The organism is Streptomyces sp. NPDC002133 (assembly GCF_040296405.1).
GTDB lineage: Bacteria > Actinomycetota > Actinomycetes > Streptomycetales > Streptomycetaceae > Streptomyces.
Genome location: NZ_JBEOXF010000002.1, coordinates 401,648 through 427,446 on the forward strand (window position 1 = coordinate 401,648; position 25,799 = coordinate 427,446).

At 70.5% G+C, this 25,799-nt stretch carries 24 protein-coding genes and 1 pseudogene; 10 read left to right on the forward strand and 15 right to left on the reverse strand.

The window, feature by feature from the left end; genetic code table 11:
• Positions 1 to 15 precede the first annotated feature (15 nt).
• The 5 genes from ABT078_RS04245 to ABT078_RS04265 all read right to left on the reverse strand — a co-directional run bounded on the left by ABT078_RS04245 (position 16) and on the right by ABT078_RS04265 (position 5,138).
• Positions 16 to 1,149, reverse strand: a complete 1,134-nt coding sequence (locus tag ABT078_RS04245; protein ID WP_351223566.1) for an LOG family protein — start codon at positions 1,147 to 1,149, stop codon at positions 16 to 18.
• 43 nt (positions 1,150 to 1,192) lie between these two features.
• Complete coding sequence (locus tag ABT078_RS04250) at positions 1,193 to 2,356, reverse strand: hypothetical protein (RefSeq protein ID WP_351223568.1); 1,164 nt, start codon at positions 2,354 to 2,356, stop codon at positions 1,193 to 1,195.
• A complete protein-coding gene (locus tag ABT078_RS04255; RefSeq protein WP_351223766.1) occupies positions 2,338 to 3,066 on the reverse strand; it encodes an ABC transporter ATP-binding protein in 729 nt (242 codons plus the stop codon). The genes ABT078_RS04250 and ABT078_RS04255 overlap by 19 nt, the downstream gene beginning before the upstream one ends.
• A gap of 216 nt (positions 3,067 to 3,282) precedes the next feature.
• Complete coding sequence (locus tag ABT078_RS04260) at positions 3,283 to 4,662, reverse strand: aspartate aminotransferase family protein (protein ID WP_351223570.1); 1,380 nt, start codon at positions 4,660 to 4,662, stop codon at positions 3,283 to 3,285.
• Positions 4,647 to 5,138: an Lrp/AsnC family transcriptional regulator gene (locus tag ABT078_RS04265; RefSeq protein WP_351223572.1), complete on the reverse strand. Its 492-nt coding sequence runs from the start codon at positions 5,136 to 5,138 to the stop codon at positions 4,647 to 4,649. Before ABT078_RS04265 ends, ABT078_RS04260 begins: the two co-directional genes overlap by 16 nt.
• Before the next feature lie 191 nt (positions 5,139 to 5,329).
• Here ABT078_RS04265 and ABT078_RS04270 point away from each other — a divergent pair, with 191 nt between their 5' ends.
• Positions 5,330 to 6,769 (forward strand): gamma-aminobutyraldehyde dehydrogenase, encoded by a 1,440-nt coding sequence (locus ABT078_RS04270; RefSeq protein ID WP_351223574.1) that lies wholly within the window; start codon positions 5,330 to 5,332, stop codon positions 6,767 to 6,769.
• A gap of 617 nt (positions 6,770 to 7,386) precedes the next feature.
• Here the strand turns inward: ABT078_RS04270 and ABT078_RS04275 are convergent.
• From ABT078_RS04275 to ABT078_RS04310, 8 genes are all read right to left on the reverse strand, one after another.
• Positions 7,387 to 7,944 carry a TetR/AcrR family transcriptional regulator gene (locus ABT078_RS04275; RefSeq protein ID WP_351223576.1) on the reverse strand — a complete coding sequence of 186 codons (558 nt, stop codon included), beginning with the start codon at positions 7,942 to 7,944 and terminating at the stop codon, positions 7,387 to 7,389.
• On the reverse strand, positions 7,941 to 8,303 hold the full coding sequence (locus ABT078_RS04280; RefSeq protein WP_351223578.1) for a DUF1304 domain-containing protein: 363 nt from the start codon (positions 8,301 to 8,303) through the stop codon (positions 7,941 to 7,943). The genes ABT078_RS04275 and ABT078_RS04280 overlap by 4 nt, the downstream gene beginning before the upstream one ends.
• 151 nt (positions 8,304 to 8,454) lie before the next feature.
• Positions 8,455 to 9,873 (reverse strand): flotillin family protein, encoded by a 1,419-nt coding sequence (locus ABT078_RS04285; RefSeq protein ID WP_351223580.1) that lies wholly within the window; start codon positions 9,871 to 9,873, stop codon positions 8,455 to 8,457.
• Between the two features lie 90 nt (positions 9,874 to 9,963).
• Positions 9,964 to 10,470, reverse strand: coding sequence for an NfeD C-terminal domain-containing protein (locus ABT078_RS04290; RefSeq protein ID WP_351223582.1), 507 nt, complete (start codon positions 10,468 to 10,470; stop codon positions 9,964 to 9,966).
• A 185-nt stretch (positions 10,471 to 10,655) separates the two neighbouring features.
• Entirely contained in the window at positions 10,656 to 10,955 is a 300-nt protein-coding gene (locus tag ABT078_RS04295; protein ID WP_351223584.1) for a hypothetical protein, read from the reverse strand.
• A gap of 149 nt (positions 10,956 to 11,104) precedes the next feature.
• A complete protein-coding gene (locus ABT078_RS04300) occupies positions 11,105 to 11,890 on the reverse strand; it encodes an SAM-dependent methyltransferase (RefSeq protein ID WP_351223586.1) in 786 nt (261 codons plus the stop codon).
• Positions 11,887 to 12,594 (reverse strand): glycerophosphodiester phosphodiesterase, encoded by a 708-nt coding sequence (locus tag ABT078_RS04305; RefSeq protein WP_351223588.1) that lies wholly within the window; start codon positions 12,592 to 12,594, stop codon positions 11,887 to 11,889. The genes ABT078_RS04300 and ABT078_RS04305 overlap by 4 nt, the downstream gene beginning before the upstream one ends.
• A gap of 10 nt (positions 12,595 to 12,604) precedes the next feature.
• A complete protein-coding gene (locus ABT078_RS04310; protein WP_351223590.1) occupies positions 12,605 to 13,630 on the reverse strand; it encodes an adenosine deaminase in 1,026 nt (341 codons plus the stop codon).
• 108 nt (positions 13,631 to 13,738) lie between these two features.
• Between ABT078_RS04310 and ABT078_RS04315 the strand changes: the two genes are divergently transcribed.
• Positions 13,739 to 14,494, forward strand: a complete 756-nt coding sequence (locus ABT078_RS04315) for a DUF4190 domain-containing protein (protein WP_351223592.1) — start codon at positions 13,739 to 13,741, stop codon at positions 14,492 to 14,494.
• 77 nt (positions 14,495 to 14,571) lie between these two features.
• Here the strand turns inward: ABT078_RS04315 and ybiA are convergent, their stop codons facing one another.
• Positions 14,572 to 15,138, reverse strand: a complete 567-nt coding sequence (ybiA, locus tag ABT078_RS04320) for a riboflavin biosynthesis intermediates N-glycosidase (protein WP_351223594.1) — start codon at positions 15,136 to 15,138, stop codon at positions 14,572 to 14,574.
• A gap of 175 nt (positions 15,139 to 15,313) precedes the next feature.
• Here ybiA and ABT078_RS04325 point away from each other — a divergent pair, with 175 nt between their 5' ends.
• From ABT078_RS04325 to ABT078_RS04360, 8 genes and pseudogenes are all read left to right on the forward strand, one after another.
• Positions 15,314 to 16,831 carry a gamma-aminobutyraldehyde dehydrogenase gene (locus ABT078_RS04325; protein ID WP_351223596.1) on the forward strand — a complete coding sequence of 506 codons (1,518 nt, stop codon included), beginning with the start codon at positions 15,314 to 15,316 and terminating at the stop codon, positions 16,829 to 16,831.
• Between the two features lie 70 nt (positions 16,832 to 16,901).
• The gene (locus tag ABT078_RS04330) at positions 16,902 to 18,149 is read left to right on the forward strand and encodes an ABC transporter substrate-binding protein (protein WP_351223598.1); all 1,248 of its coding nucleotides are present in this window, start codon (positions 16,902 to 16,904) and stop codon (positions 18,147 to 18,149) included.
• A gap of 37 nt (positions 18,150 to 18,186) precedes the next feature.
• Complete coding sequence (locus ABT078_RS04335; protein ID WP_351223600.1) at positions 18,187 to 19,368, forward strand: ABC transporter ATP-binding protein; 1,182 nt, start codon at positions 18,187 to 18,189, stop codon at positions 19,366 to 19,368.
• On the forward strand, positions 19,365 to 20,294 hold the full coding sequence (locus ABT078_RS04340) for an ABC transporter permease (RefSeq protein WP_351223602.1): 930 nt from the start codon (positions 19,365 to 19,367) through the stop codon (positions 20,292 to 20,294). The genes ABT078_RS04335 and ABT078_RS04340 overlap by 4 nt, the downstream gene beginning before the upstream one ends.
• Complete coding sequence (locus ABT078_RS04345; RefSeq protein ID WP_351223604.1) at positions 20,294 to 21,091, forward strand: ABC transporter permease; 798 nt, start codon at positions 20,294 to 20,296, stop codon at positions 21,089 to 21,091. Before ABT078_RS04340 ends, ABT078_RS04345 begins: the two co-directional genes overlap by 1 nt.
• Positions 21,092 to 21,111: 20 nt before the next feature.
• Positions 21,112 to 22,527 (forward strand): NAD(P)/FAD-dependent oxidoreductase, encoded by a 1,416-nt coding sequence (locus tag ABT078_RS04350; protein ID WP_351223606.1) that lies wholly within the window; start codon positions 21,112 to 21,114, stop codon positions 22,525 to 22,527.
• 120 nt (positions 22,528 to 22,647) lie between these two features.
• A pseudogene (locus ABT078_RS04355) lies at positions 22,648 to 23,106 on the forward strand (hypothetical protein).
• A gap of 96 nt (positions 23,107 to 23,202) precedes the next feature.
• Positions 23,203 to 24,999, forward strand: coding sequence for a chitinase (locus tag ABT078_RS04360; protein ID WP_351223608.1), 1,797 nt, complete (start codon positions 23,203 to 23,205; stop codon positions 24,997 to 24,999).
• Here ABT078_RS04360 and ABT078_RS04365 read toward each other — a convergent pair.
• The gene (locus ABT078_RS04365; protein WP_351223610.1) at positions 24,938 to 25,768 is read right to left on the reverse strand and encodes a phosphatase PAP2 family protein; all 831 of its coding nucleotides are present in this window, start codon (positions 25,766 to 25,768) and stop codon (positions 24,938 to 24,940) included. The two genes, ABT078_RS04360 and ABT078_RS04365, sit on opposite strands and share 62 nt — an antisense overlap.
• Positions 25,769 to 25,799 lie beyond the last annotated feature (31 nt).

The window sequence follows — 25,799 nt, forward strand, 5'->3', positions numbered from 1 at the left end:
TCACCGCCGGTGAGGTCAGCCCGTCGTCAGCCGGGCCAGTGCCTCGGGGACCTCGTCCACCGAGTCGACCAGTGCGATACGGGACTTCATGGAGCGGCTGCCCGCCAGGGACCGGAGGAGCGGCCAGGCCGGGAGCTTCTCGGTCCAGTGGGCGCGGTCCACCAGCACCATGGGCGTGGGTTCGCCGCGGGACTCGTAGTAGTTCGGCGTCGCGTTGTCGAAGATCTCCTGAACCGTGCCGGCCGCGCCGGGGAGGAAGACCACTCCGGCGTTGCAGCGGGCGAGGAGGCCGTCCTCGCGGGTGGCGTTGGCGAAGTACTTGGCGATGTGACCCGCGAACGGGTTCGGCGGCTCGTGCCCGTAGAACCAGGTGGGGATGCCGATCGAGTCCCCGCCCTGCGGCCAGCGCGCGCGGACCTCGAAGGCGGCGGCCGCCCAGTCCGTGATCGACGGGGTGAACGAGGGCGCCTTGGCGAGGAGTTCGAGCGCCTCGTCGAGCATCTCGTCGGGGTGCGCCGACGCGTACGCGCCCAGGTTCGCGGCCTCCATCGCGCCGGGGCCGCCGCCCGTCGCCACAACCGGGCCGGTACGGGCCAGGGCCCGGCCGAGCCTGGCCGCGCCCGCGTAGGCGGCGGTGCCGCGGCTCATCGCGTGGCCGCCCATCACGCCCACCACCGGGGCCTCGGCCAGGAGTTCGTCGAGGGCGTCCGAGACGGCGTCGTCGTGGATGGACCGCAGCATCGACGCGTAGATGTCGCGGTCGGCCTTGGTCTGCTGGAACCACTCGTACGTGAGGGCATCGGTCGTGCTCTCGTAGCCGCCGTCGGCAAGACCGTCGAACAGTTCGTCGGGGGAGTACAGCAGCCCGCGGTACGGATCGAACGGCAGATCCGGTATCGGCGGGAAGACGAGCGCGCCCTCCGAGCGGACCTTGGCTGCGGCGTCGGGCTCCATGCGGCAGCCGAGGAACAACGCGCCGGTGCTGTCGGCGGAGAGCAGCGCGAAAGTACGTGCCGTCAGGTCGACCGACTGGACGCGGTGCCCGGCGAGAGTGCCGCGCGCGACCACCTGGTCGAACTCCTCGAGGGTCTCGATCTCGCCGTCGTCGTCGAACGACGAGCCCAGTCTGCGCCTGTGTGCGTGCACCATGCGCCCCACGATAGGCCTCGGCCGGCCCGCCCCTGCGCCGGGGTCAGCGGCGCAGCGGGAGCGCCGCCAGCTCCGCCACCGCCCAGGTGAGCGGAGTGAAGACCACCAGCAGAACCACCGCCCGCAACGCCACGGACGCCCGGAGAACGGACACCGGAGCGCCGAGGCCCAGCAGGCCGGCCCGGGTGGCCGCCCGGGTGTGCTTGACCTCCAGGGCGGAAACGAGGAGCGTCGCCGTCGTACAGGCCAGGACCAGGGTGGCCCCGAGCCCGGTCAGCTCGCCGAAGGGCCGCGGTACGTCCCCGCCGCCTGCGAGCGCCTCGGCCGCGATCAGGGCGGACGCCACCGCGCAGACGACCCCGAGCGGCTGCCCGATGCGCGCCGCGTCGGCCATCAGCGCCCGCCCGGCGAGCAGCCGTACCGCCCCGGGCCGTACGGCCTGCAACACGCGCCCGCACAGATGCACGATGCCGGGACCTGCCATCGCGAGCCCCAGCGCGGTCAGTGTCCAGCCCAGCAGTACCCCGCCAGGAGGATGCCCGGCGCCGCTGGCAACGCCGCCCGTCGCGCCTTCGCCCGCGTACGCCTCGACCGCGATGCCCGCCGCGGTGAGCGCGACGCCCCACGGGAGTCCGCTGGGCCCTGCTCCGGACCGGTGTCCTTCGCGCTCCTCCTCGACGTCCTCGCCCGGCTTCGTGCGGCGCGGACGCAGCGCGATCGCCGCGGCCCCCGCCCCGGTCAGCGGTACGAGCGCCAGGAGGGTGAGTGCGGCGCCGAGCGGCAGGGGTCCGCCGGCGGAGAGCTGCTCCGCGGCCGCCCCGTCGATCGGAAGCCCCGTCAGATCGCCCCGCAGATGCAGGAAGACCAGCAGCGCCAGCATGCTGCCGAGCGTGCACGACACGGCCGTCGACACCGCGGCCAGCGCGGTGAGACGCCCGGGCCCCAGACCGACCGCGGACAGCCCCGGCCGGGGCCGGGTGCACGGGTCCGTACGCGCCACGGCGACCGCGAGGTGCACGGTCGCGGCGAGCGGCGCCAGACACCACAGCAGCCGCAGCAGCGGTTCGGCGGTCGCCTCCGCCTGCGTCGCCGCTTCCGCCAGCGTGCACAGCAGCAGGAAGCCGACGCCGCCCGACGCCGCGGTGACCATCAGCCGGCGCAGCAGGACCAGGGGGTGGGCGCCGCGGGTCAGACGGAGAGCGAGCACTCGGCCCGGCCTTCCGCGTCGGAGCCGTGGGCGGAGTTGACGCGCCGGCCGTCGACCAGGGACACCGTGCGGTCGGCGAGTGTCGCCACTTCCCCGTCGTGGGTGGCGAGGATGAGGGTGATGCGATGCGAGCGCGCCGCGGTGGTGAGCGTACGCAGCACGTGGGCGCGGTCGGCCTGGTGCAGCATGGCGGTGGGCTCGTCGGCGAAGAGCACCGCGGGCGTGGTGACGAGCGCGCGGGCGAGAGCGATCCGCTGTCGCTGGGCCTGGAGCAGCGCGCGGGGCCGCTTGCGCGCGCATGCGCCGATGTCGAGCCGCTCCATCCACTCCATCGCGGTGGCCCTCGCGGCGCGGTGGGAGGAGCCGCGCAGCAGCAGCGGCAGGGCGGCGTTCTCCCAGGCGTTGAGCTCGGGCACCAGCTGAGGCTCGTGGCCGATCCAGCCGAAGCGGTCGCGGCGCAGCCGCTCACGGGTGAGCGCCCTCATGGTGTGGACGGGGCTGCTGTTGAACCACACCTCGCCCTGCTCCGGGACGAGCTGGCCCGAAAGACAGCGCAGGAGCGTGGTCTTTCCGCAGCCGCGCGGGCCGTTCACGGCGAGGATCTCGCCTTCGCTCACGCCGAGGGAGACTCCGCAGAGGGCGGGCGAGCCGCCCACGGAGTGGTGCAGGGAGCGTGCCCAGAGCACATCGTTGTCCGGCGGGGCCACCACCATGGCGTACACCTCGGTTCAGATCCGTTGTTCCGTTCCCCCGTAAGGGGGAACGAGGTCGAGGCCGATCGGTCACAGCACCGTAGGGACTCGGAACGAGGTGTGCGGACAGCACGCGGCCCGGAGGCTCCCCTCTCACTCGAAGGGGTGCATCCGGGCCACGGGAAGCCGGTGAGCGGTTGGTCTGCGAGCGGCGTGTGACGCCTGCGGACCGGCCTACAGCTTGGTCCACGCCTCCGAGAGGACCGAGCGCAGGATCTGCTCGATCTCGTCGAAGGTGGACTGGTCGGAGATCAGCGGCGGGGCCAGCTGGACGACCGGGTCGCCGCGGTCGTCGGCGCGGCAGTACAGGCCGGCGTCGAACAGCGCCTTGGAGAGGAAGCCGTACAGGACGCGCTCGGTCTCCTCCTCGTTGAAGGACTCCTTGGTCTTCTTGTCCTTCACCAGCTCGATGCCGTAGAAGAAGCCGTTGCCGCGGACGTCGCCGACGATCGGCAGATCGTGCAGCTTCTGCAGTGTCGAGAGGAACGCGCCCTCGTTGTCGAGGACGTGCTGGTTGAGCTTCTCGCGCTCGAACAGGTCGAGGTTGGCGATGCCGACGGCCGCGGAGACCGGGTGGCCGCCGAAGGTGTAGCCGTGCAGGAAGGTGTTGTCGCCCTTGTAGAACGGCTCGGCGAGCCGGTCGGAGATGATGCACGCGCCGATCGGCGAGTAGCCCGAGGTCATGCCCTTGGCGCAGGTGATCATGTCCGGTACGTAGCCGAACTTGTCGCAGGCGAACGTCTTGCCGAGGCGGCCGAAGGCGCAGATGACCTCGTCCGAGACGAGCAGTACGTCGTACTGGTCGCAGATCTCACGGACCCGCTGGAAGTAGCCGGGCGGCGGCGGGAAGCAGCCACCGGCGTTCTGCACGGGCTCGAGGAAGACCGCGGCGACGGTGTCGGGGCCCTCGAAGAGGATCTGCTGCTCGATCTGGTCGGCGGCCCAGCGGCCGAAGGCCTCCGGGTCGTCGCCGTACAGCGGGGCGCGGTAGATGTTGGTGTTCGGCACCTTGTGCGCACCGGGCACCAGCGGCTCGAACGGCGCCTTCAGGCCCGGCAGGCCGGTGATGGACAGGGCGCCCTGCGGGGTGCCGTGGTAGGCGACCGCACGCGAGATGACCTTGTACTTGGTCGGCTTGCCCACGAGCTTGAAGTACTGCTTGGCCAGCTTCCAGGCGGTCTCGACCGCCTCGCCGCCGCCGGTGGTGAAGAAGACCTTGTTGAGGTCGCCCGGGGCTTCGTTGGCGAGCCGCTCGGCCAGCTCCACCGCCTGCGGGTGGGCGTACGACCACACGGGGAAGAAGGCGAGTTCCTGCGCCTGCTTGGCCGCGACCTCGGCGAGCTCCTTGCGGCCGTGGCCCGCCTGGACCACGAACAGGCCGGCGAGGCCGTCGAGGTAGCGCTTGCCCTTGTCGTCGTAGATGTAGGTGCCCTCACCACGCACGATGGTGGGAACGGGCGAGTTCTCGTACGACGACATGCGGGTGAAGTGCATCCACAGGTGGTCGTAGGCGGTCTTGGAGAGGTCCTTGGTCACGGCTATCGGGTTCCCCACATGTAGGTCTGCTTCTTGAGCTTGAGGTAGACGAAGCTCTCGGTGGAGCGCACACCGGGGAGGGTGCGGATGCGCCGGTTGATCACTTCCAGCAGGTGATCGTCGTCCTCGCAGACGATCTCCACCATGAGGTCGAACGAGCCCGCCGTCATGACGACGTACTCGCACTCGGGCATGGCAGTCAGTGCGTCGGCCACCGGGTCCAGGTCGCCCTCGACGTTGATCCCGACCATCGCCTGGCGCCGCAGACCCACGGTGAGCGGGTCGGTGACGGCGACGATCTGCATCACGCCCTGGTCGAGCAGCTTCTGGACGCGCTGTCTCACGGCCGCTTCGGAAAGGCCCACGGCCTTGCCTATCGCGGCGTACGGACGGCGTCCGTCCTCCTGCAACTGCTCGATGATCGCCAGGGAGACGGCATCGATCGTCGGGGACGATCCGCTCCCGGTCCTGGAGTCTGCGCTTCGGCTGGCCACGGGCATCACTGTGCACCGGAGTCGTCGATCCCGCAACCCATGAGCGATGAAATTCGTTGTTGTGAGGAAGAAATCTCACCGATTTCGAAGGTAGTGGGCGTCGGGCCTGTCGAAAGCGTCACCTGGCGGGCTAGCCTGAGCGACGTAGTGTGGGGGTGTCTCACCCATCGGACATCTGAGGAGGGGTGGCTGTGACCACCGAACTGCGTCGTCTGCGCAACTACATCGACGGAGAATTCCGGGACGCCGCGGACGGGCGGACCATCGAGGTGGTCAACCCGGCCACGGGCGAGGTGTACGCGACCTCACCGCTCTCCGGTGAGGCGGACGTCGACGCGGCCATGGCCGCGGCCGCCGCGGCCTTCCCGGCCTGGCGCGACACCACGCCGTCGGAGCGCCAGCGGGTGCTGCTGAAGATCGCGGACGCGTTCGAGGAGCGGGCCGAGGAGCTGATCGCGGCCGAGTCGGAGAACACGGGCAAGCCGCTGGAGCTCACCCGCACCGAAGAGATCCCGCCCATGATCGACCAGATCCGCTTCTTCGCGGGTGCGGCCCGGATGCTCGAGGGCCGTTCGGCCGGTGAGTACATGGAGGGCATGACCTCCATCGTCCGCCGCGAGCCGGTCGGTGTCTGCGCGCAGGTCGCGCCGTGGAACTACCCGATGATGATGGCGGTCTGGAAGTTCGCGCCGGCGCTGGCCGCGGGCAACACCGTGGTGCTGAAGCCGTCCGACACGACCCCGGCGTCCACGGTCCTGATCGCCGAGATCATCGGCTCGATCGTGCCGAAGGGTGTCTTCAACGTCCTGTGCGGCGACCGCGAGACGGGGCGCATGATGGTCGAGCACCGGGTCCCGGCGATGGCGTCCATCACCGGTTCGGTACGGGCCGGTATGCAGGTCGCCGCATCCGCCGCGAAGGACGTCAAGCGCGTCCACCTGGAGCTGGGCGGCAAGGCGCCGGTGGTCGTCTTCGAGGACACCGACATCGCGAAGGCCGTCGAGGACATCTCGGTGGCGGGCTTCTTCAACGCGGGCCAGGACTGTACGGCGGCGACGCGTGTGCTCGTGCACGAGTCGATCCACGACGAGTTCGTGGCGGCGCTCGCCAAGGCCGCGAAGGACACGAAGACGGGTCAGCCGGATGACGCGGACGTGCTCTACGGTCCGCTGAACAACGCCAACCAGCTGAAGCAGGTCACCGGCTTCATCGACCGCCTGCCGGCGCACGCGAAGGTGGAGGCGGGCGGTCACCAGGTCGGCGACAAGGGCTACTTCTACGCCCCGACCGTCGTGTCCGGCCTCAAGCAGGACGACGAGATCGTCCAGAACGAGGTCTTCGGCCCGGTCATCACGGTCCAGTCCTTCCGCGACGAGGAGCAGGCGGTCGAGTACGCCAACGGCGTGGAGTACGCGCTGGCGTCGTCGGTATGGACGAAGGACCACGGGCGGGCGATGCGGATGTCCAAGGTGCTGGACTTCGGCTGCGTGTGGATCAACACGCACATTCCGCTGGTGGCCGAGATGCCGCACGGCGGCTTCAAGAAGTCGGGCTACGGGAAGGACCTGTCGGCGTACGGCTTCGACGACTACACGCGGATCAAGCACGTGATGACGTCCCTGGACGCGTAACGCCTCCGGCGGGGCCGGGAGGCGACCGCGTGCGGCGTCCCGTGTGCCCCGCGCCCCATCGGGGCGGCAGTCGAAGGGCGGGCCAAAAACCCGCCCTTCGGCGTTCCTGCTCGGCGACCGATGGCGCCTGCGGTGGGCCTCCTCCCCGCCCTGCCCCAGCCCGGAGCCGCTGCCGGGCGCGCTTCGAGCCGGTACCGGCGTTCGAGGGCGGACATCGGGCCGAAGGGACGGTCTTGGGGCGCGCTTCGGGCCCCTCGGTGTTTGAGGTGGACGCGGGGCTTCGCGGATGGTCCCGCGGGCCTGCTCGTCGGTGCTGGGCGTGCTTCGGGCCCGTCCGGCGTTCGACGGCGGACGCGCGGGCCCATGAGGCGGTACCGATCACGTGGGCGCGCTTCGGGCCCGTCCGGCGTTCGAGGGCGGACACGCAGGCCCATGAGGCGGTACCGATCACGTGGGCGCGCTTCGGGCCCGTCCGGCGTTCGAGGGCGGACACGCAGGCCCATGAGGCGGCCCCGAACACGCCCGGAGGTCCGGGGCCTTGCCCCGAGTTCGGGAAGGGGCGGAGCGGGGAGGAAGCCCGCCACAGGCGCTCGCTCGCTCGCCCCGAGCCGCCGCGGCTACGGCAGCGGAGTCATGTGCAGCGAGAGCAGCAGGCGCCACACGCGGGCCGCCATCGCATCCGGTGACGCGGCAATGCGGTCGTGGAGCCAGTCGGCCAGGACGCCTGTGAACGTCGCCGCCACCGCCGACGCGATCAGATCGGGTTCGGGCGCGCCCGCCAGCGCGCGCTCGTCGCGGCTGCGGGCGCGCAGTTCGCGGTGGAGGAGGTCGCCCAGCGGCCCGCCGCCGCCCTCGCGGAGCAGCGTGCGGTAGAGCGCGGCGTGCGGGGCGGTCCGGCCGAAGAACGACGTCAGCGCGGCGGGCGGGACCGCCGGATCCGGCAGCCCCCGCCACGCGTGCAGCGCCTCCACCGCGTCCCGGACGATCTCGGCGCAGGCGTCCACCGCGAGCGCGTCCAGATCCGGGTAGTGCAGGTAGAACGTGGCGCGCCCGAGGCCCGCCCGGCGGACCAGCCCCGCGACGCTGACCTCCGCCAGCGGCCGCTCGGCGCACTCCTCCAGCAGCGCCCGCCGCAGCCGGGCCCGGGTGCGCTCCGCCCGGGGGTCCCCGCTCATCCCGCCACCAGCACGGCGGCCAGCGCGAGCGCGCCCGGCAGGGCCTGGGCCACGTAGATGCGCCGGTTCGCGGTGGCGCCGCCGTAGAGCCCGGCGATCACCACGCACGCGAGGAAGAAGACCTGCACCCGGTGGCCCGTCGGGTCCGCGGCGACGAGCCCCCACACCAGTCCGGCCGCCAGGAACCCGTTGTACAGCCCCTGGTTGGCCGCCAGCGGTGCCGTCGTCCGGGCCAGCTCCGCGTCGAACCCGGACAGCCTCCGCCCCGGCGCCCGCTCCCACAGCAACATCTCCAGCACGAGGATGTAGACGTGCAGCGCGGCCACCAGGCCGACCAGGACGTTCGCCGCCAGACTCATGATCGCCAATCATTTCATGGACAGATGTCCAGCAAGTATAGACACATGTCCATGGTCGACAGCTTGTCGGGGCCCGCGCTCCGGGCTCGACGCACACGGCGTGCACGTTGCGACTCGTCCGTATGCATCCGCCCCCTTCCTCCGCCGGGCTCTAGTCGGTGATCGCGATCGCTCCGTTGTCGGAAGGCGCGCTCGGGGTCGTCTTCTTCTGGGCGAGGCCCTGGAGCAGCTGGGCGAGGTCGACGCCCGTGGTGGAGCTGAGGAGTGCCATGCCCTGGGCGACGTTGTCCGCGACGGCACGGGGCAGCTTGCCCGCGCCGTCGGTGGAGATGACGGTCAGCTTGTCGATCGCGCTCAGCGGTTCGGCCGCCTTGGCGACGACCTGCGGCAGCACCTCGACCAGCATCTGGAGTACGGCCGCGTCGCCGTACTGGGCGAAGGCGTCGGCCTTCTTGCGCATGGCCTCGGCCTCGGCGGAGCCCTTCGCGGCGATGGCCGCGGCCTGTGCCTCGCCCTCGATGCGTACGGCGTCGGCGAGCGCGGCGCGGTGGGCCTTCTCGCCCTCACCGGTGAGGCGGGCGCGCTGGGCGTCGGCCTCGGCCTCCTTGACCAGGGCGATACGGCGGGCCTCGGCCTCCTGCTCGGCCCGGTAGCGGGCCGCGTCGGCGGGCTTGCGGACCTGGGTGTCCAGTTCACGGTCGGTCAGGGCGGCCTGTCGCTCGGCGACCTTCTCCTGCTGGCTCAGGATCTCCTGCTGACGGTCGGCCTCGGCGAGCGGACCGGCAGCGGCGGCCCTCGCGGCCGCCTCGTCCGTCTCCGCCTTGATCTCGGCCTGCTTGAGCGCGAACGTCCGCTGCGCGATCGCGATTTCCTCCTCGGCCTTCAGCCGCGCCTGTTCCGACGCCCGCCGCGCGACGGCTTCGGCGATGTCGGCCTCCTGCTTGGCGCGTGCGGCCTCGGGCCGTCCGAGGTCCTCGAGGTAGGAGCCCTCGGTCGTGATGTCCTGGATCTGGAAGGCGTCGAGCACGAGACCCTGCCCGGACAGACTGGCCTCGGCCTCCTCGGCGACCTGACCGGCGAACGCGGCACGGTCGCGGATGATGTCCTCGACCGACATCCGGCCGACGATGGAGCGCAGCGCGCCGGAGAGGACTTCCTGGGTGAAGCCGACGATGCCGTTCTGCTGCATGAGGAATCGCTGCGCGGCGGCTCGTATGGAGTCCTCGGTCCCGCCGACCTTGACGATGGCGACGCCCTCGAGGTTGGCCTTCACCCCGCGCAGGGTGACGGCGCCGCGCACGGCGACCGGGATGTGCCGGCTGGACAGGTCGAGGGTGAACTTCTGCTGGACGAACGGGACGACGAAGACGCCGCCGCCGACCACGACCTTCTGGCCGCTGTTGTCGGTGAACACCCGGCCGGTGGCCGGATCGGTGGCCTTCTTGCCGCGGCGGCCGGTGATGATGAACGCCTCGCTGGGCCCTGCGACCTTGTAGCGGGTGATGACGACGAGGGCGAGCAGGACGACGAGTACGACGATGCCCACCACAGCGGTGAGTACAGGGCTCATGGCGAATCCCCCTTGAGTCGGAACAGACAGAACGAACCAGCGCGCACGGGCGTGACGGCCGGAAGGTGAAGCGGTCGGGCAGACGAGCGGTCAGCGTTCGACAGGCCGGACCACGACGGACGTCGGGGTGAGCAGGGACTCGACCCAGACCTCGGTGCCGCGGGCGACCGGGGCGGAACTCTTCGCCGCGAACTTCAGTGGCTGCCCGGCCAGATACAGCAGCACCTCGCCGTACCCGTCGACGGGAATGGCGGTGACGACGGAGCCGGAACTGCCCACGAGGTCCTCGCCGCGGGGCGCGGCAGAGGCTCCGTCGCGCATCAGGGCCCGGCTGAGTCTCCAGGTCAGCCACCCCGCGCCGGCACCCGCCGCCACGCCGACGCCGGTTGCGGCTCCCGTCCCGACGCCCGTGGTGCCCAGGGTGATTGCGCCGGCGAAACCCAGCATCGACACGAACCCGGCGAGCACCGGCATGGACAGGAAGCCGTCCAGCCCACCGCTCAGCCCGTCGAAGACCCCCTCGAGCAGGCCGTCGAAGACGAGGGACAGCACGAGCAGCACCACACCGGCGATACCGAGGCCGAGAAACCAGCTCATGTGGGCCACCCCATCCCGTACGGCGCGCGGCCGATGACATGACGATGCTTGCACACGTCCGCACGGCAGTTCACTGCCGGAACCCGGATTTCTTCACGTGCTCGTGATGCCGTTCTTCGACCGAGGAGCGGTTGGCATGACGCATGCCCTGATCCCTGTCGCGCCAGGAACGCACCATTCGCGCATCAAAGGAAGAGTCCCCGCGCCGCGAAATCATCGACGCGCTGCGGCGAGCAGCCCCCGGCGTCACACCGGCCACGTACCGCCGGGGGCCGCGCCGGCCTGACGCCGGGGACCAGCCGGTACGAGCGCACGACCGCGACCGCGCCGAGTGCCCTCAAGACCGGAGCCGACCGCTCCGTGAAGGGCCGCGCGGAGGAGGGCTGCCCCGGCCCGTCGACCGCGAGTTCGTGCAGCGCGCTCGTCGCCAGAACGGCCGACAGCACCGCGACCGGCGCACGGCGGCGCCGGAGCAGCGGCAGCACGGTCAGGGGTGGGACCGTACGTCTTCGGGTCGGCGTCGGCAGTGCGGGTCGAGCGGCACGACGAACGGCATGGTGACCGCGGCCTGCACCACCAGGTGAGTCCCCGGCCCGCCGCCCACGGCCGGGGCGGCCCATGCCCCGTATGGGCACTACGGCTTGCGGCCCACCGCGCCGAACTGCGCGACCTCCGCGGCCGGGTCTCCCTCGGCGCGCCAGCGCGCACAGGAGACGATGCCCGGTTCCAGGATCTCGAGCCCGTCGAGGAAACCGGTGAACTCGGCGCGGCTGCGAGCGGTGATCGGCGGGGTCGCGTTCTCGTTCCAGAACGCCATCGCCTCGGCGTTGCCCTCGCCGCCCAGCTCCAGTGTCGGGTGCGTGAGCGCGAGATGGCTGCCGGACGGTATGGCGTCCATGATGCGGCGGACGATCGACGTGGCCTCGTCCGTGTCGAGGACGAAGTTGAGGATGCCGAGCATTATCACCGCGACCGGCCGTGACAGATCGAGCGTCGGCTCGACCGACCGCAGGATGTCGTCGGGGCGGTGGGCGTCCGCGTCTATGTACTCGGTGCGGCCCTCCGGCGTGCTGCTCAGCAGCGCACGGGCGTGTGTCAGCACGATCGGGTCGTTGTCGACGTACACGATCCGTGCGTCGGGGGCGACGCGCTGCGCGACCTCGTGGGTGTTGTCGACGGTCGGCAGCCCGGTGCCGATGTCCAGGAACTGCCGCACCCCCGCCTCACGGGCGAGGAAGGTGACCGCCCGGCCCAGGAACCCCCGGTCCGCACGCGCGACCTGACCGATGCTCGGGTACATCCCGGTCACCTGGTCACCGACCTGGCGGTCGATCAGATAGTTGTCCTTGCCGCCGAGCCAATAGTTCCAGACCCGGGCGTTGTGGGCGATGTCGGTGCGGATCCTGGAGTTGTCGGTCACGCGAAGTGTCCTTTTCCGGCACGGGATTCGAGGAGTACCGAGGCGAGCGTATCGACTCGGTTGGTCGTGATCGAGTCGACCCCGCGGCCCACGAGGCGGCGCATCGTACGGCGTGTGTCGGCGGTCCAGGCGGAGAGCAGCAGACCGTCCGCGTGGACCCGGTCCGCCAGCTCCCGGCTCACCAGACCGAAGCGGTAGTTGAGCCAGCGCGGCCGCAGCGCGCCCAGGAGGGCCGGCCGGGGCGGGGCGAGCGTCGTCCAGGTGAGGGCGATCTCCGCGCCCCGGTCGGCGGCGCGGACCGCGAACATGCCGACCGGGCCGCCCGTGTAGTAGACGCGCTCGTCCGCGCCGCACTCGCGGACCGTGCCGACGATCGCGTGCACCGCCGCGTCGTCGGCGCCTGGCAGATCGAGCATCAGCCGGTGGCCGCCCACCGAGACCAGCGCCTCGCGCAGGGTCGGCACCCCGCCGGACGTCAGCTCGGTCAGCTGTGCATGCGTGAGCCGGGCGAGCGGACGGTCATGGCCCCAGAGCCGCTTGAGCGTCTCGTCGTGCAGCAGCACGGGCACCCCGTCGCGGGTCAGCCGGACGTCGACCTCGACGGCGTCTGCGCCACGGGCGATCGCAGAGTGCAGCGACGGCAGCGTGTTCTCGCGGGCGACGTAAGGGTCGCCGCGGTGCGCTACGAGCGTGACGGTACGCATGGGCTCGGCCTCACTCGGCCGGCCACTGCTCGGTGTACGTGTCGATCTCGGTGGTGATCCGCGCCTTTCCGGCCGCGTCGAGGAACGACGCCTCCACCGCGTTCTTCGCGAGCGCGGCGACGCCCCGCTCGTCCAGCTCAAGCAGCCGGGCGGCGACCGCGTACTCGTTGTTGAGGTCGGTTCCGAACATCGGCGGGTCGTCGCTGTTGACGGTCACCAGCACTCCGGCGGCGACCATCTCCTTGATGGGGTGCTCATCGAGGTTCGCCACGGCCCGGGTGGCGATGTTGGAGGTGGGGCAGACCTCCAGCGGGATGCGGTGCTCGGCCAGGTGTGCCAGCAGCTTCGGGTCCTGCGGGGCGCTGGTGCCGTGGCCGATGCGCTCGGCACGCAGCTCGTTCAGCGCGTCCCAGATGGTCCCCGGCCCCGTGGTCTCACCGGCGTGCGGCACGGACCGCAGCCCCGCGGCGATGGCCCGGTCGAAGTACGGCTTGAACTGCGGCCGCGGTACGCCGATCTCGGGCCCGCCGAGGCCGAACGAGACCAGGCCCTCCGGGCGGAGGTCGACCGCGAGCCGCGCCGTCTCCTCGGCCGCGTCGAGCCCCGCCTCGCCGGGGATGTCGAAGCACCAGCGCAGCACCACGCCGAGCTCGGACTCGGCGGCCTTGCGGGCGTCCTCGATCGCCTCCATGAAGCCCCGCTCGGGGATGCCCCGGCGGGTGGAGCTGAACGGTGTGATGGTCAGCTCGGCGTACCGGATGTTCTGCCGGGCCATGTCGCGGGCGACCTCGAAGGTCAGCAGGCGGACGTCCTCGGGGGTGCGGATGAGGTCGACGACCGAGAGGTAGACCTCGATGAAGTGCGCGAAGTCGGTGAAGGTGAAGTAGTCGGCGAGGGCGTCAGGGTCGGTGGGGACCTGGGAGTCCGGGTGCCGGGCGGCCAGTTCGGACACGATGCGCGGCGACGCCGAACCGACGTGGTGGACGTGCAGCTCGGCCTTGGGAAGCCCCGCGATGAAGGGGTGCAGATCGGTCATCGGTTCCTCCGTGTGCTGAGCCGTCCAGGTCAGGGATCATCGTAGGCGGGGTGGGTGCCGGGCTGCGCGCAGCCCGTAGCATGACGAGTTCACGATGGGGGAGGGCCCATGCCAGAGCAGAGCGAGCAGCCGCCGGGCGGCGGATACCAGCCGAACGACCCGTGGGCCCCGCCGGAGCGCCGGGCTCCCCAGGACCAACAGGACAGGGTGGATCTCGGCAAGACTGCGCCGCAGGCACAGCCGCCCCGCCCCGCCGTCCACGACCAGCCGACGGTGACGTCGATGCCCTCGGCCGGGGTTCCTGGCACCGGACCGGAGGGCGGGGACGCAGGAGCTGTACCGCCACCGCCGATAGCCCCGGGCGGGCCCGCACAGCCCGCCCCCGGCCCCTACGGCTACCCGGCCGGGCCCGGCACCCCGGCAGGCGGCACCCCCGGCTACGGCTATCCGGCCGCGCCGGGCGCGCAGCCCGGTGCGCCCGGTTACGGCTATCCCGGATACCCGGGCTACTCCGGCTCCTGGACCATGGGCACCCAGCCGCAGAACGGCATGGGCACGGCCGCGATGGTGCTCGGCATCCTCGCCGTCTGCCTCTTCTGCATGTACGGCATCCCCAGCCTGATCCTGGGGGCGCTCGCCCTGATCTTCGGCATCATCGGCCGCAAGCGGTACCAGCGGGGCGAGGCGAACAACAAGGGCCAGGCCCTCGCCGGGATCATCCTCGGCTCCGTGGGCATCGCCCTGGGAGCCGCCATCATCGCGTTCTTCGCCTGGATCATCGTGAACGCCGACGAGTGGGAGGAGAACGGCGTCGACGAGGACCCCTGGGCGACGACGCTGGTCGTCGACGCCGCCCCGCGCTGATCACTGCCCGACCGGACGGGAACGTCCGGGCGGCCCCCCGCGCCGCCCGGCCGCCCTGCCCCTCGGTCTCCCCGGCCTCAGCCCTGCTCGGCCCGCAGACGCTCGCGCGCCTCCATCAGCGCGAAGCCCAGCAGATTGAGCCCCCGCCACAGCGCGGGGTCATGGGCCCGCTCGTCGTCCGCCGCGAGGCCGATTCCCCAGATGCGGTCCAGCGGGCTCGCCTCCACCAGGACCCGGTCGCCGGTCGAGAGCAGGAACTCCCGCAGGTCGGCGTGCTGGGCGAACTTGTGCATGTTGCCCTCGGCCACGATGCCGAACCGCTCGCGCTCCCATGTCTCCTCGCTGAAGCCGCGCACGAGACGGCCCGTCTTCTTCGCGAGCGCCGGATTCGCCGCCGCGACCGCTTTGCGTTCCGCCTCCGCGTCGCCGAACAGCCGCGCCTTTCCGGCCATCATCCAGTGCTCTGCGGTCGCGTACTCCACTCCGTCCACGGTGAACGGCGCAGGCCACCACTGACTCAGGCAGCTGGCGCCGATGGTCCCGTCGCGTCGCGGCGCATGACCCCAGAAGTGCAGATACCTGACCCGTCCCCCACCCCTGATCCGCTCGACCAGAGACTCGGCTGTGATGCTGGTGATCCCCATGCACGCGAGTCTGGCATCCGCCACTGACACTCCGTACGGGGATGGTCGCCCGGGCGCGACACATGGTCGACCGAATCCGTCGCGTAACCAAATGGCAACTACGGAATCACTTGTTGGCGAAAGTTCGCTCTGTCAGGATCGGCACTCAATTCGAGCTGGAACAACGGAGAGCGTCATGGGCAACCGCTTCCAGGCACAGGACCGTTTCAAGGACGGCGCACAGTTCGTCGGCGGCCGGTTGAGCCCCGGCACATCGGGCCGGCACCACGCCGTCGTCGATCCCGCGACCGGAGAGCAGGTCCTCGAGTACGAGCTGGCGGGCACCGCCGACGTGGACGCGGCCGTCGCCGCCGCGCGCGAGGCGTTCCCCGGCTGGGCCGGCGCCACCCCCGGCGAGCGGTCCGACGCTCTCCACCGCTTCGCGTCCGTGCTCGCCGAGCAGGCCGAGGACCTCGCCCGGGCCGAGTCGCTCCAGTGCGGAAAGCCGATCAAGCTGACCCGCGAGTTCGACGTGCCCGGCACCGTGGACAACACCGCGTTCTTCGCCGGCGCCGCGCGCCATCTCCAGGGGCAGTCCGCGGGCGAGTACAGCGGCGACCACACCTCGTACGTACGCCGCGAGCCGATCGGCGTCGTCGGCTCCGTCGCGCCCTGGAACTATCCGCTCCAGATGGCGGCCTGGAAGATCCTCCCGGCCATCGCCGCGGGCAACACCATCGTCCTCAAGCCCGCCGAGCTCACCCCGCTGACCTCTCTGATGTTCGCCCAGGCCGCGGCGGAGGCCGGGATCCCCGACGGTGTCGTCAACGTCGTCACCGGCGCAGGCAGGGAGGCGGGCGAGCATCTCGTCGGGCACCCGGACGTCGCCATGACGTCCTTCACCGGCTCGACCGCGGTCGGCAAGCGCGTCGCCGAGATCGCCACCGCCACCGTGAAGCGGCTCCACCTGGAGCTCGGCGGCAAGGCGCCCTTCGTCGTCTTCGACGACGCGGACCTGGAGGCCGCCGTGCAGGGCGCGGTCGCCGGCTCGCTGATCAACAGCGGCCAGGACTGCACCGCCGCGACCCGCGCCTACGTCCAGCGCCCGTTCTACGACGCGTTCGTCGCCGGCGTCGCCGACGTGATGGCGGGCGTACGCCTCGGGGACCCCTTCGACCCGTCCACGGATCTCGGCCCGCTCGTCTCGCACACCCAGCGCGACCGGGTCGCGGGCTTCGTCGACCGGGCCCGCTCGTACGCCACCGTCGTCACCGGCGGCAAGGCGCCCGGCGGGGACCTGGAGAAGGGCGCGTACTACCTGCCGACCCTGATCGCGGGCGCCGCCCAGGACAGCGAGGTCGTCCAGTCCGAGATCTTCGGCCCGGTCCTGGTCGTCCTGCCCTTCGACGCGGACGACGAGGGCATCGCGCTCGCCAACGACACCCCGTACGGTCTCGCCGCCTCCGCCTGGAGCCGTGACGTGTACCGCGCGGGCCGGGCCACCCGCGAGATCAAGGCGGGCTGCGTCTGGGTCAACGACCACATCCCGATCATCAGCGAGATGCCCCACGGCGGATACAAGGCCAGCGGGTTCGGAAAGGACATGTCGGCCTATTCCTTCGAGGAGTACACGCAGGTCAAGCATGTGATGTACGACAACACCGCGGTGATCAGGAAGGACTGGCACCGCACGATCTTCGGGGACCGACCGTAAGGACCTGCGGCTACCGCCGCGCCGCTCGCCGCCCGACCGGCGGCCTCATCCACCCGAAAGGGAACAGCGCATGGAGCACTACCAGTCCGACCGCCTCTCCGCGGCCCAGCTGGCCGCTGTGCAGCGCAGTATGACGAACGGCCGGGGCGCCCTCTCCCGCCGCTCGCTGCTGCGTGCGTCTGGCGTCGGCGCCCTCGCGATCGGCGGTGCCGGGATGCTGAGCGCCTGTGGCATCCCGCCCGCCAAGCGGGAGGGCGACGCAGCGGTCTCGGACGACCATTCGGCCAAGGAGAAGCGCATGGCCTTCTCGAACTGGACCGAGTACATGGACATCAGCGAGGACGAGAAGAGCCGTCCCACCCTGGAGGCGTTCACCAAGCGCACCGGGATCACGGTCAAGTACACCGAGGACATCAACGACAACGTCGAGTTCTTCGGCAAGATCAAGCCGCAGCTCGCGGCCGGCCAGGACACCGGCCGTGACCTGATCTGCGTCACCGACTGGCTGGCCGCGCGGATCATCCGGCTCGGCTGGGCGCAGAAGCTCGACCCGTCGAACCTGCCGCACGCGTTCGCCAATCTGTCCCCGCAGTTCCGCAGCCCCGACTGGGACCCGGGCCGGGCCTACTCGTACCCCTGGACCGGTATCTCCACGGTCATCGCGTACAACTCCAAGGCCACCGGCGGCCGCAAGGTGGACTCCGTCACCCAGCTGCTCGACGACCCCACGCTCAAGGGCCGCGTCGGCTTCCTCACCGAGATGCGCGACTCGGTCGGCATGACCCTGCTCGACATGGGCAAGGACCCCGGGAAGTTCACCGACGCCGACTACGACGCCGCGATCGGCCGGCTCCAGAAGGGCGTCGACAAGAAGCAGATCCGGCGCTTCACCGGCAACGACTACACCTCGGACCTGGACAAGGGCGACCTCGCGGCCTGTCTCGCCTGGGCCGGTGACGTCATCCAGCTCCAGGCCGACAACCCGGACATCAAGTTCACGATCCCGTCGGCCGGTTACATCACCTCCAGCGACAACCTGCTGGTCCCGGCCAAGGCCCGGCACAAGACCAACGCCGAGAAGCTCATCGACTACTACTACGAGCTTCCGGTCGCCGCGCAGCTGGCCGCGTACATCAACTACGTCTGCCCGGTCGACGGTGTGAAGGACGAGCTCGCCAGGATCGACCCCGCCCTGGCCGCGAACACGCTGATCCTCCCGGACAAGGCCATGGCCGCCAAGTCCCACGCCTTCCGCTCGCTCAGCAGCAAGGAAGAGACGGCGTACGAAGAGAAGTTCGCCAAGCTCATCGGCGCCTGACCTCCCCTGCCCATCGACACCACTGGGAACGCGACCCATGACTGATTCGAAGACTTCGAAGACCGAGGGCGGCGATGTCCGGCTCTCCGGGATCAGCAAGACCTACGGTTCCTTCACCGCCGTGCACCCGCTCGACCTGACCGTGCCCCAGGGCTCGTTCTTCGCCCTGCTCGGCGCCTCCGGATGCGGCAAGACCACCACGCTGCGGATGATCGCCGGCCTCGAGGACCCCACCACGGGCACCGTCTTCCTCGGCGACAAGGACGTCACCGCTCTGCCGCCGCACAAGCGCCCGGTCAACACGGTCTTCCAGAGCTATGCGCTCTTCCCGCATCTGAACATCTACGAGAACGTCGCCTTCGGCCTGCGCCGCCGTGGCATCAGGTCGGTCAAGAAGCAGGTCGACGAGATGCTCGAGCTGGTCCAGCTCGGTGACTTCGCGCACCGCAAGCCGCACCAGCTCTCCGGTGGCCAGCAGCAGCGCGTCGCCGTCGCCCGCGCACTCATCAACCACCCGCAGGTCCTCCTCCTCGACGAGCCGCTCGGTGCCCTCGACCTCAAGCTGCGCCGCCAGATGCAGCTGGAGCTCAAGCGCATCCAGACCGAGGTCGGCATCACCTTCGTCCATGTCACCCACGACCAGGAGGAGGCCATGACGATGGCCGACACGGTCGCGGTGATGAACGGCGGCCGGGTCGAGCAGCTGGGCGCGCCCGCCGAGCTCTACGAGAACCCGCAGACGACCTTCGTCGCCAACTTCCTCGGCACCTCCAACCTCATCGAGGCCGAGGTCGCCGAGACCGGCGCCGGCGACATCCTCGTCTCGGCCGCCGACGCCAAGCTGCGGCTGCCCGCCCAGCGCGTCGCCACCCAGCCCCGCAACGGCGGCAAGCTGCTGGTCGGCGTCCGGCCCGAGAAGATATCGCTCGCGCACGCCGACGACGCGGGGGAGATCGCCGACGGCCGCAACCGGATCACCGGAAAGATCGCCGACTCCAGCTTCATCGGCGTCTCCACGCAGTACGTCATCGACAGCCCGGTCTGCCCCGAGCTCGAGGTGTACGTACAGAACATCGAGCGGGACTCCCGCCTCGTGCCCGGTGCCGAGGTCGTGCTGCACTGGAACCCGGAGCACACCTTCGGCCTCGACGCGGCGCAGTCCCTGCTTGCCGGGACAGTGGGCTCCGCCGGTGTCGAGACGGTCGAGGAGAGCGCATGACCGTCACCGAAGCGCCGCCCCCGGTGGCCGCCACCGCCGAACCACCCGTCCACAAGCCCCCGGTCCGCCGCAAGCTCGTCCCGTACTGGCTGCTGCTTCCCGGCATTCTGTGGCTGCTGGTCTTCTTCGTGCTGCCGATGGTCTACCAGGCGTCGACCTCGGTGCAGACCGGCTCGCTCGAGCAGGGCTTCGAGGTCACCTGGCACTTCCAGACCTACTGGGAGGCCTTCCAGGAGTACTACCCGCAGTTCCTGCGCTCGCTGCTGTACGCCGGCACCGCCACGGCGCTGTGTCTGCTGCTCGGCTACCCGCTCGCGTACCTCATCGCGTTCAAGGCGGGCCGCTGGCGCAATCTGCTGCTGATCCTGGTCATCGCGCCGTTCTTCACCAGCTTCCTGATCCGCACACTCGCCTGGAAGACGATCCTCGCGGACGGCGGGCCGGTCGTGGAGACGCTCAACGCCCTGCACCTCCTGGACGTCACCAGCTGGCTCGGCATGACCGAGGGCGACCGGGTGCTCGCCACCCCGCTCGCGGTCGTCTGCGGTCTGACGTACAACTTCCTGCCGTTCATGATCCTGCCGCTCTACACCTCGCTGGAGCGGATCGACACCCGGCTGCACGAGGCGGCGGGCGACCTCTACGCCACGCCCGCCACGACCTTCCGCAAGGTCACCTTCCCGCTCTCCATGCCGGGTGTGGTCTCCGGCACGCTGCTCACCTTCATCCCGGCGAGCGGCGACTACGTCAACGCCGAACTGCTGGGCTCCACGGACACCCGCATGATCGGCAACGTCATCCAGTCGCAGTACCTGCGGATCCTGGACTACCCGACAGCGGCCGCGCTGTCCTTCATCCTGATGGCCGTCGTGCTGATCATGGTCACGGTCTACATCCGCCGCGCCGGAACGGAGGACCTGGTCTGATGCAGTGGCTCCGACGCAATCTCGTCGTCATCGCGGGCCTCGGCACGCTCGCCTATCTGATCGTGCCGAACGTCGTCGTGACGGTGTTCTCCTTCAACAACCCCAACGGGCGGTTCAACTACGCCTGGCAGGAGGTCTCGCTCGACGCCTGGAAGGACCCGTGCGGGGTCGCCGACATGTGCGGCTCGCTGTCGCTGTCCCTCCAGATCGCCGCCTGGTCGACCCTCGGCGCGACCGTGCTCGGCACGATGATCGCCTTCGCGCTGGTCCGCTACCGCTTCCGGGCGCGTGGCACGATCAACTCGCTGATCTTCCTTCCGATGGCGATGCCCGAGATCGTGATGGCCGCCTCGCTGCTGGCGCTGTTCCTCAACATGGGCATCGAGCTGGGCTTCTGGACGATCCTGATCGCCCACGTCATGTTCTGCCTCAGCTTCGTCGTCGCCGCCGTCAAGGCGCGCGTCCTGTCGATGGACCCGCGCCTGGAGGAGGCCGCACGTGATCTCTACGCAGGTCCCGTGCAGACCTTCCTGCGGGTCACCCTGCCGATCGCGGCCCCGGGCATCGCGGCGGGCGCGCTGCTGTCCTTCGCCCTCTCCTTCGACGACTTCATCATCACCAACTTCAACTCGGGCAACACCGTCACCTTCCCCATGTTCGTGTGGGGCTCGGCCCAGCGCGGTACGCCCGTCCAGATCAACGTCATCGGTACGGCCATGTTCGCCATCGCCGTCATCGTCGTCGTCGCCGGCCAGATGATCAGCAACCGGCGGAAGAAGACCGCTGTAGCGAAATAGGTTCCGAAGGAGTGGAAACCATGGCCCCAGCTGCCATGACCTTTGCCTCATCACTCTCCGACGCCCAGCCCGTCCCCTTCTGGCTGGAAGACCCCGGCAAGCCCGACGCCCTGCCCGCCCTCACCGGCGACGAGCGGACCGACCTCCTCGTCGTCGGTGGCGGGTACAGCGGACTGTGGACCGCGCTCCTCGCCAAGGAGCGCGACCCCGAGCGGGATGTCGTCCTGATCGAAGGCCGCGAGGTGGGCTGGGCCGCCTCGGGCCGCAACGGCGGCTTCTGCGCCGCATCGCTCACCCACGGCCTCGGCAACGGGCTCGCCCGCTGGCCCGAGGACATGGTGAAGCTGGAGGATCTCGGCGCGCGGAACCTCGACGCCATCGAGGCCGCCGTCGGCGCCTACGGCATCGACTGCGACTTCGAGCGCTCCGGCGAGATCGACGTGGCCACCGAGCCGTACCAGCTCGAGGAGCTCCACGAGGTGTACGAGGAGGCCGAGCGCCTCGGCTTCGGCGAGGGCCTCGAGCTGCTGGACCGGGACGCCGTACGGGCGGAGGTCGACTCGCCGACCTTTCTCGGCGGACTGTTCGACCGGCGCGGGGTCGCCATGCTGCACCCGGCGAAGCTCGCCTGGGGCCTCAAGCGGGCGTGCCTCGACCTGGGCGTACGGATCTACGAGAACACCCGCGCGCTCGACCTTTCCTCCGCCGGCGCCGGGACGGCCGTCCGCACCTCGTACGGCCGGGTCTTCGCCCGGCGCGTCGCGCTCGGCACGAACGTCTTCCCCTCGCTGGTCAAGCGGGTCCGCCCGTTCACCGTCCCGGTCTACGACTACGCGCTGATGACCGAGCCGCTGTCGCCCGCGCAGCGGGAGTCGATCGGCTGGCAGAACCGTCAGGGGCTCGGGGACAGCGCCAACAAGTTCCACTACTTCCGCATCACCGCCGACCACCGCATCCTGTGGGGCGGCTACGACGCGATCTATCCGTACGGCGGCAAGGTCACCGCAGAGATGGACCAACGGCCCGAGACCTATCTGAAGCTGGCGGAGCAGTTCTTCGTGTGCTTCCCGCAGCTGGAGGGGCTCCGCTTCAGCCATGCCTGGGGCGGCGCGATCGACACCTGCTCGCGTTTCTCCGCCTTCTTCGGAACCGCACACGGCGGGAAGGTCGCGTACGCCGCCGGCTACACCGGTCTCGGCGTCGGCGCCACGCGCTTCGGCGCGGACGTGATGCTCGATCTGCTCGCGGGCGGGCGCACCGAGCGAACCGAGCTGGAGATGGTGCGGTCGAAGCCGATGCCGTTCCCGCCGGAGCCCGTCGCCTGGGCCGGGATCGGCATCACCAAATGGTCGCTGGCCCGCGCGGACGCCAACGGCGGGCGGCGCAATCTGTGGCTGAAGGTGATGGACCGGCTGGGCCTCGGCTTCGGCAGCTGACCGGCTCACGAACGATTCAATTTGTCGCCGAAACCCGCGTCATAGCCGGCGCCCGCCCCGCTCTCCTCATGTGAACGCGTTGACCGGACACACGTCACATGGAGACGGAGGCTGTGGGTTATGACCGGTTCGGGGGCGAAGACCGCGGTGGAGTGGCTGGTGTCGGCGGCGCCGGACCCCGACGCCTGCCGTCGCGGGTGGAAGCGCAACCCCTTGGGGACCGCACTGCTCCCGGCGGGCAGGCGCTGGGACGTACTGATCCTGCCGGGGGAGCTCGGCTGTCCCACGTTCGACGTACTGAACCGGCTCGTCGACCGGCCGGGTCCGGTCCTCGCGGACTTCGGCGACGCGCGCATGGGCTTCTTCGTGCCGCCGGGCGCATCGGAAGCGCTGGGTCGGTACGGGCGTGCGCACAGCGGGGCGTGGCACCTGGATCGTCGTTCCGTATCGCGGACGGATCGGTGGCGGGTGCGCCGGCCGACACCGCAGGACGGCTCGGGGACGCTCACCGATCCGTTGCTGCTGGAGCTGTCGATGCACGAGGCGGCGGCCGCGATCGCCGGAGACGGCGAGGTGTGAGGGCCGGGGCGCGGTGCCACAGGTCTTGACAACCTGATTGGTCTGGACCATGTTGTGGCGCGCTCCACCTCGAATCCCCCACTCCCGGAGGCAGTTGTGGCCCGCACCAGACCTCTTGCCGTCGTCGTGGCGGCCCTCCTCGCCGCGAGCGGACTCGTCGCCACCGCGCACACCGCACAGGCCGCCGACGCCGAGCTGGTACGCAACGGCGGCTTCGAGTCCGGCCTGGACGGCTGGAGTTGTACGGCCGGCAGCGGCGCCGTCGTCCCGTCCCCCGTGCACAGCGGCAGCAAGGCGCTGCAGGCAACCCCGGCAGGCAGCGACAACGCCAAGTGCTCACAGACCATCACGGTGCAGCCCAACTCCTCTTACACGCTCAGCGGTTGGGTGCGCGGCAGCTATGTGTACCTCGGGGCCACCGGCACCGGCACCACCGACGTCTCGACCTGGACCCAGTCGGCCCCCGACTGGCAGAAACTGACGACGACGTTCAGCACCGGCGCCACGACGACGTCCGTGACGATCCACACGCACGGCTGGTACGGCACCGGCGCCTACCAGGCCGACGACCTGTCCCTCTTCGGCCCGGGCGGCGCCCCCGTCGAGATCCCGGCCGCGCCCACCGGGCTCACCGCCGGTACCCCTACGTCCTCCACCGTGCCGCTCTCCTGGTCGCCCGTCTCCGGGGCGACCGGCTACAACGTCCACCGGAACGGCGCCAAGATCCTCTCGGTGACCGGGACCTCGGCCACCGCGACGGGCCTGGCCGCGTCCACCTCGTACAGTTTCCAGGTCACGGCCGTCAACAGTGCGGGCGAGTCACCGAAGTCCGCGGCCGTCACCGCGACCACGACGTCGGGCGGCGGCCCCGGTCCCGGCCTGCCGGCCCACGCTCTTGTCGGCTATCTCCACGCCAGCTTCGCCAACGGCTCCGGCTACACGCGCATGGCCGACGTGCCCGAATCCTGGGACATCATCAACCTCGCCTTCGGCGAGCCGACCTCGGTGACCTCCGGCGACATCCGCTTCGGCCTGTGCCCGGCGAGCGAGTGCCCGAACGTCGAGTCGGTAGCCGACTTCAAGGCCGCCATCAAGGCCAAGCAGGCCGCGGGCAAGAAGGTCCTGATCTCCATCGGCGGCCAGAACGGGCAGGTCCAACTCTCGACGACGGCCGCCCGCGACACCTTCGTCTCCTCCGTCTCGAAGATCATCGACGACTACGGACTCGACGGCCTCGACATCGACTTCGAGGGCCACTCACTGTCGTTGAACGCGGGCGACACCGACTTCCGCAATCCCACGACCCCGGTGGTCGTCAATCTGATCTCGGCGCTCAAGACGCTCAAGGCCCGATACGGCGACGACTTCGTGCTGACCATGGCACCGGAGACGTTCTTCGTGCAGCTCGGCTACCAGTATTACGGCTCGGGGCCGTTCGGCGGCCAGGACCCGCGCTGCGGGGCGTACCTCCCGGTCATCCACGCCCTGCGCGACGACCTCACCCTGCTCCACGTCCAGCACTACAACTCGGGCCCGATCATGGGGCTCGACGACCAGTACCACACCATGGGGAACGCCGACTTCCACATCTCCATGACCGACATGCTCCTCACCGGCTTCCCGGTCGCCAAGGACCAGTCGAGGTTCTTCCCCGCCCTGCGCCCGGAGCAGGTGGCGATCGGCCTGCCCGCCACGACGACCGCCGGCAACGGCCACACGCCGCCCGCCGAGGTCGTCAAGGCGCTGGACTGCCTGACCAAGGGCACCAACTGCGGCTCCTACCGGACCCATGGGACGTGGCCGGGGCTGCGCGGGCTGATGACCTGGTCGGTCAACTGGGACCGGTTCGGCGGCTGGGAGTTCTCCAGGAACTTCGACTCGTACGCCTGGTGACGGGCCGGCCGGCGACCAGGAGGCCGGTCACGAGCAGCAGGACACCGCACAGGATCCAACTGCCCAGCACGTCCAGGGGCCAGTGGTAGCCGCGCAGGACGAGGCCGATGCCCGTCGCCACCGTGAGCACGACGGCGACGGGCATCAGCCGTCTGCTGACGAGCAGTGCTGCGCCGATGTACGCCACCATCGCCGTCGCCGCGTGTCCCGAGGGGAAGTAGCCGGTCTCCGGGGTGAGCGGGCCCGGCCGGTCCGTCAGCGCCTTCAGCGGGGCGACGAGTGCCGGGACGAGCGCCATCGCGAGGACGGCGGCCAGGGCCTGGGTGCGCCGGTGCCGGTGCAGGGCGTACGCGACCGCCGCGGCGAGCACCGGCAGCGCGACCGGCAAGCTGCCGAGGTCGGCGAGGAATTCGGTGAGTCCGGCAGGGCCTTCGCCCACGACCGCGCGGTCCACGCGCTCGTCCAGGGCGCGCAGTGGACCGCGGGCGACGACCTGCCAGGTGATCAGCGCGAAGAGGGTGGCGCAGAGGGCCGAAGAGATCAGCAAGAGAGCCGGCCGCCCCGGAACAGGGGGGGTGGTTCCGGGGCGGCCGCCGGGATCGGTTTGCCGCGCGCCCCGGGGGGTTTGGGGCGGGCGGCCATCCGATCGGTGAGGAGTTCCGGACCCAGAGGCTCCGGTGGTGTGCGCGAGGGCACGGCCAGGTCGGGGCTGGGGATGCTCCGTCCTGGAGTCGCCCGCAGTCCCCTGCGGGCGGGGTGTTTCTCTCATCTGCGGAAACCGTACGGCAGCAGGAGGGGGA

Coding starts and splice junctions, on each gene's coding strand:
- ABT078_RS04340 (WP_351223602.1), top strand. CDS start 19,365: ATGACCGTCACCGAAGCGCCGCCCCCGGTGGCCGCCACCGCCGAACCA.
- ABT078_RS04290 (WP_351223582.1), bottom strand. CDS start 10,470: ATGAGCTGGTTTCTCGGCCTCGGTATCGCCGGTGTGGTGCTGCTCGTG.
- ABT078_RS04245 (WP_351223566.1), bottom strand. CDS start 1,149: ATGGTGCACGCACACAGGCGCAGACTGGGCTCGTCGTTCGACGACGAC.
- ABT078_RS04275 (WP_351223576.1), bottom strand. CDS start 7,944: ATGAGCGGGGACCCCCGGGCGGAGCGCACCCGGGCCCGGCTGCGGCGG.
- ABT078_RS04335 (WP_351223600.1), top strand. CDS start 18,187: ATGACTGATTCGAAGACTTCGAAGACCGAGGGCGGCGATGTCCGGCTC.
- ABT078_RS04345 (WP_351223604.1), top strand. CDS start 20,294: ATGCAGTGGCTCCGACGCAATCTCGTCGTCATCGCGGGCCTCGGCACG.
- ABT078_RS04330 (WP_351223598.1), top strand. CDS start 16,902: ATGGAGCACTACCAGTCCGACCGCCTCTCCGCGGCCCAGCTGGCCGCT.
- ABT078_RS04365 (WP_351223610.1), bottom strand. CDS start 25,768: ATGAGAGAAACACCCCGCCCGCAGGGGACTGCGGGCGACTCCAGGACG.
- ybiA (WP_351223594.1), bottom strand. CDS start 15,138: ATGGGGATCACCAGCATCACAGCCGAGTCTCTGGTCGAGCGGATCAGG.
- ABT078_RS04310 (WP_351223590.1), bottom strand. CDS start 13,630: ATGACCGATCTGCACCCCTTCATCGCGGGGCTTCCCAAGGCCGAGCTG.
- ABT078_RS04285 (WP_351223580.1), bottom strand. CDS start 9,873: ATGAGCCCTGTACTCACCGCTGTGGTGGGCATCGTCGTACTCGTCGTC.
- ABT078_RS04350 (WP_351223606.1), top strand. CDS start 21,112: ATGGCCCCAGCTGCCATGACCTTTGCCTCATCACTCTCCGACGCCCAG.
- ABT078_RS04315 (WP_351223592.1), top strand. CDS start 13,739: ATGCCAGAGCAGAGCGAGCAGCCGCCGGGCGGCGGATACCAGCCGAAC.
- ABT078_RS04305 (WP_351223588.1), bottom strand. CDS start 12,594: ATGCGTACCGTCACGCTCGTAGCGCACCGCGGCGACCCTTACGTCGCC.
- ABT078_RS04325 (WP_351223596.1), top strand. CDS start 15,314: ATGGGCAACCGCTTCCAGGCACAGGACCGTTTCAAGGACGGCGCACAG.
- ABT078_RS04280 (WP_351223578.1), bottom strand. CDS start 8,303: ATGAGTCTGGCGGCGAACGTCCTGGTCGGCCTGGTGGCCGCGCTGCAC.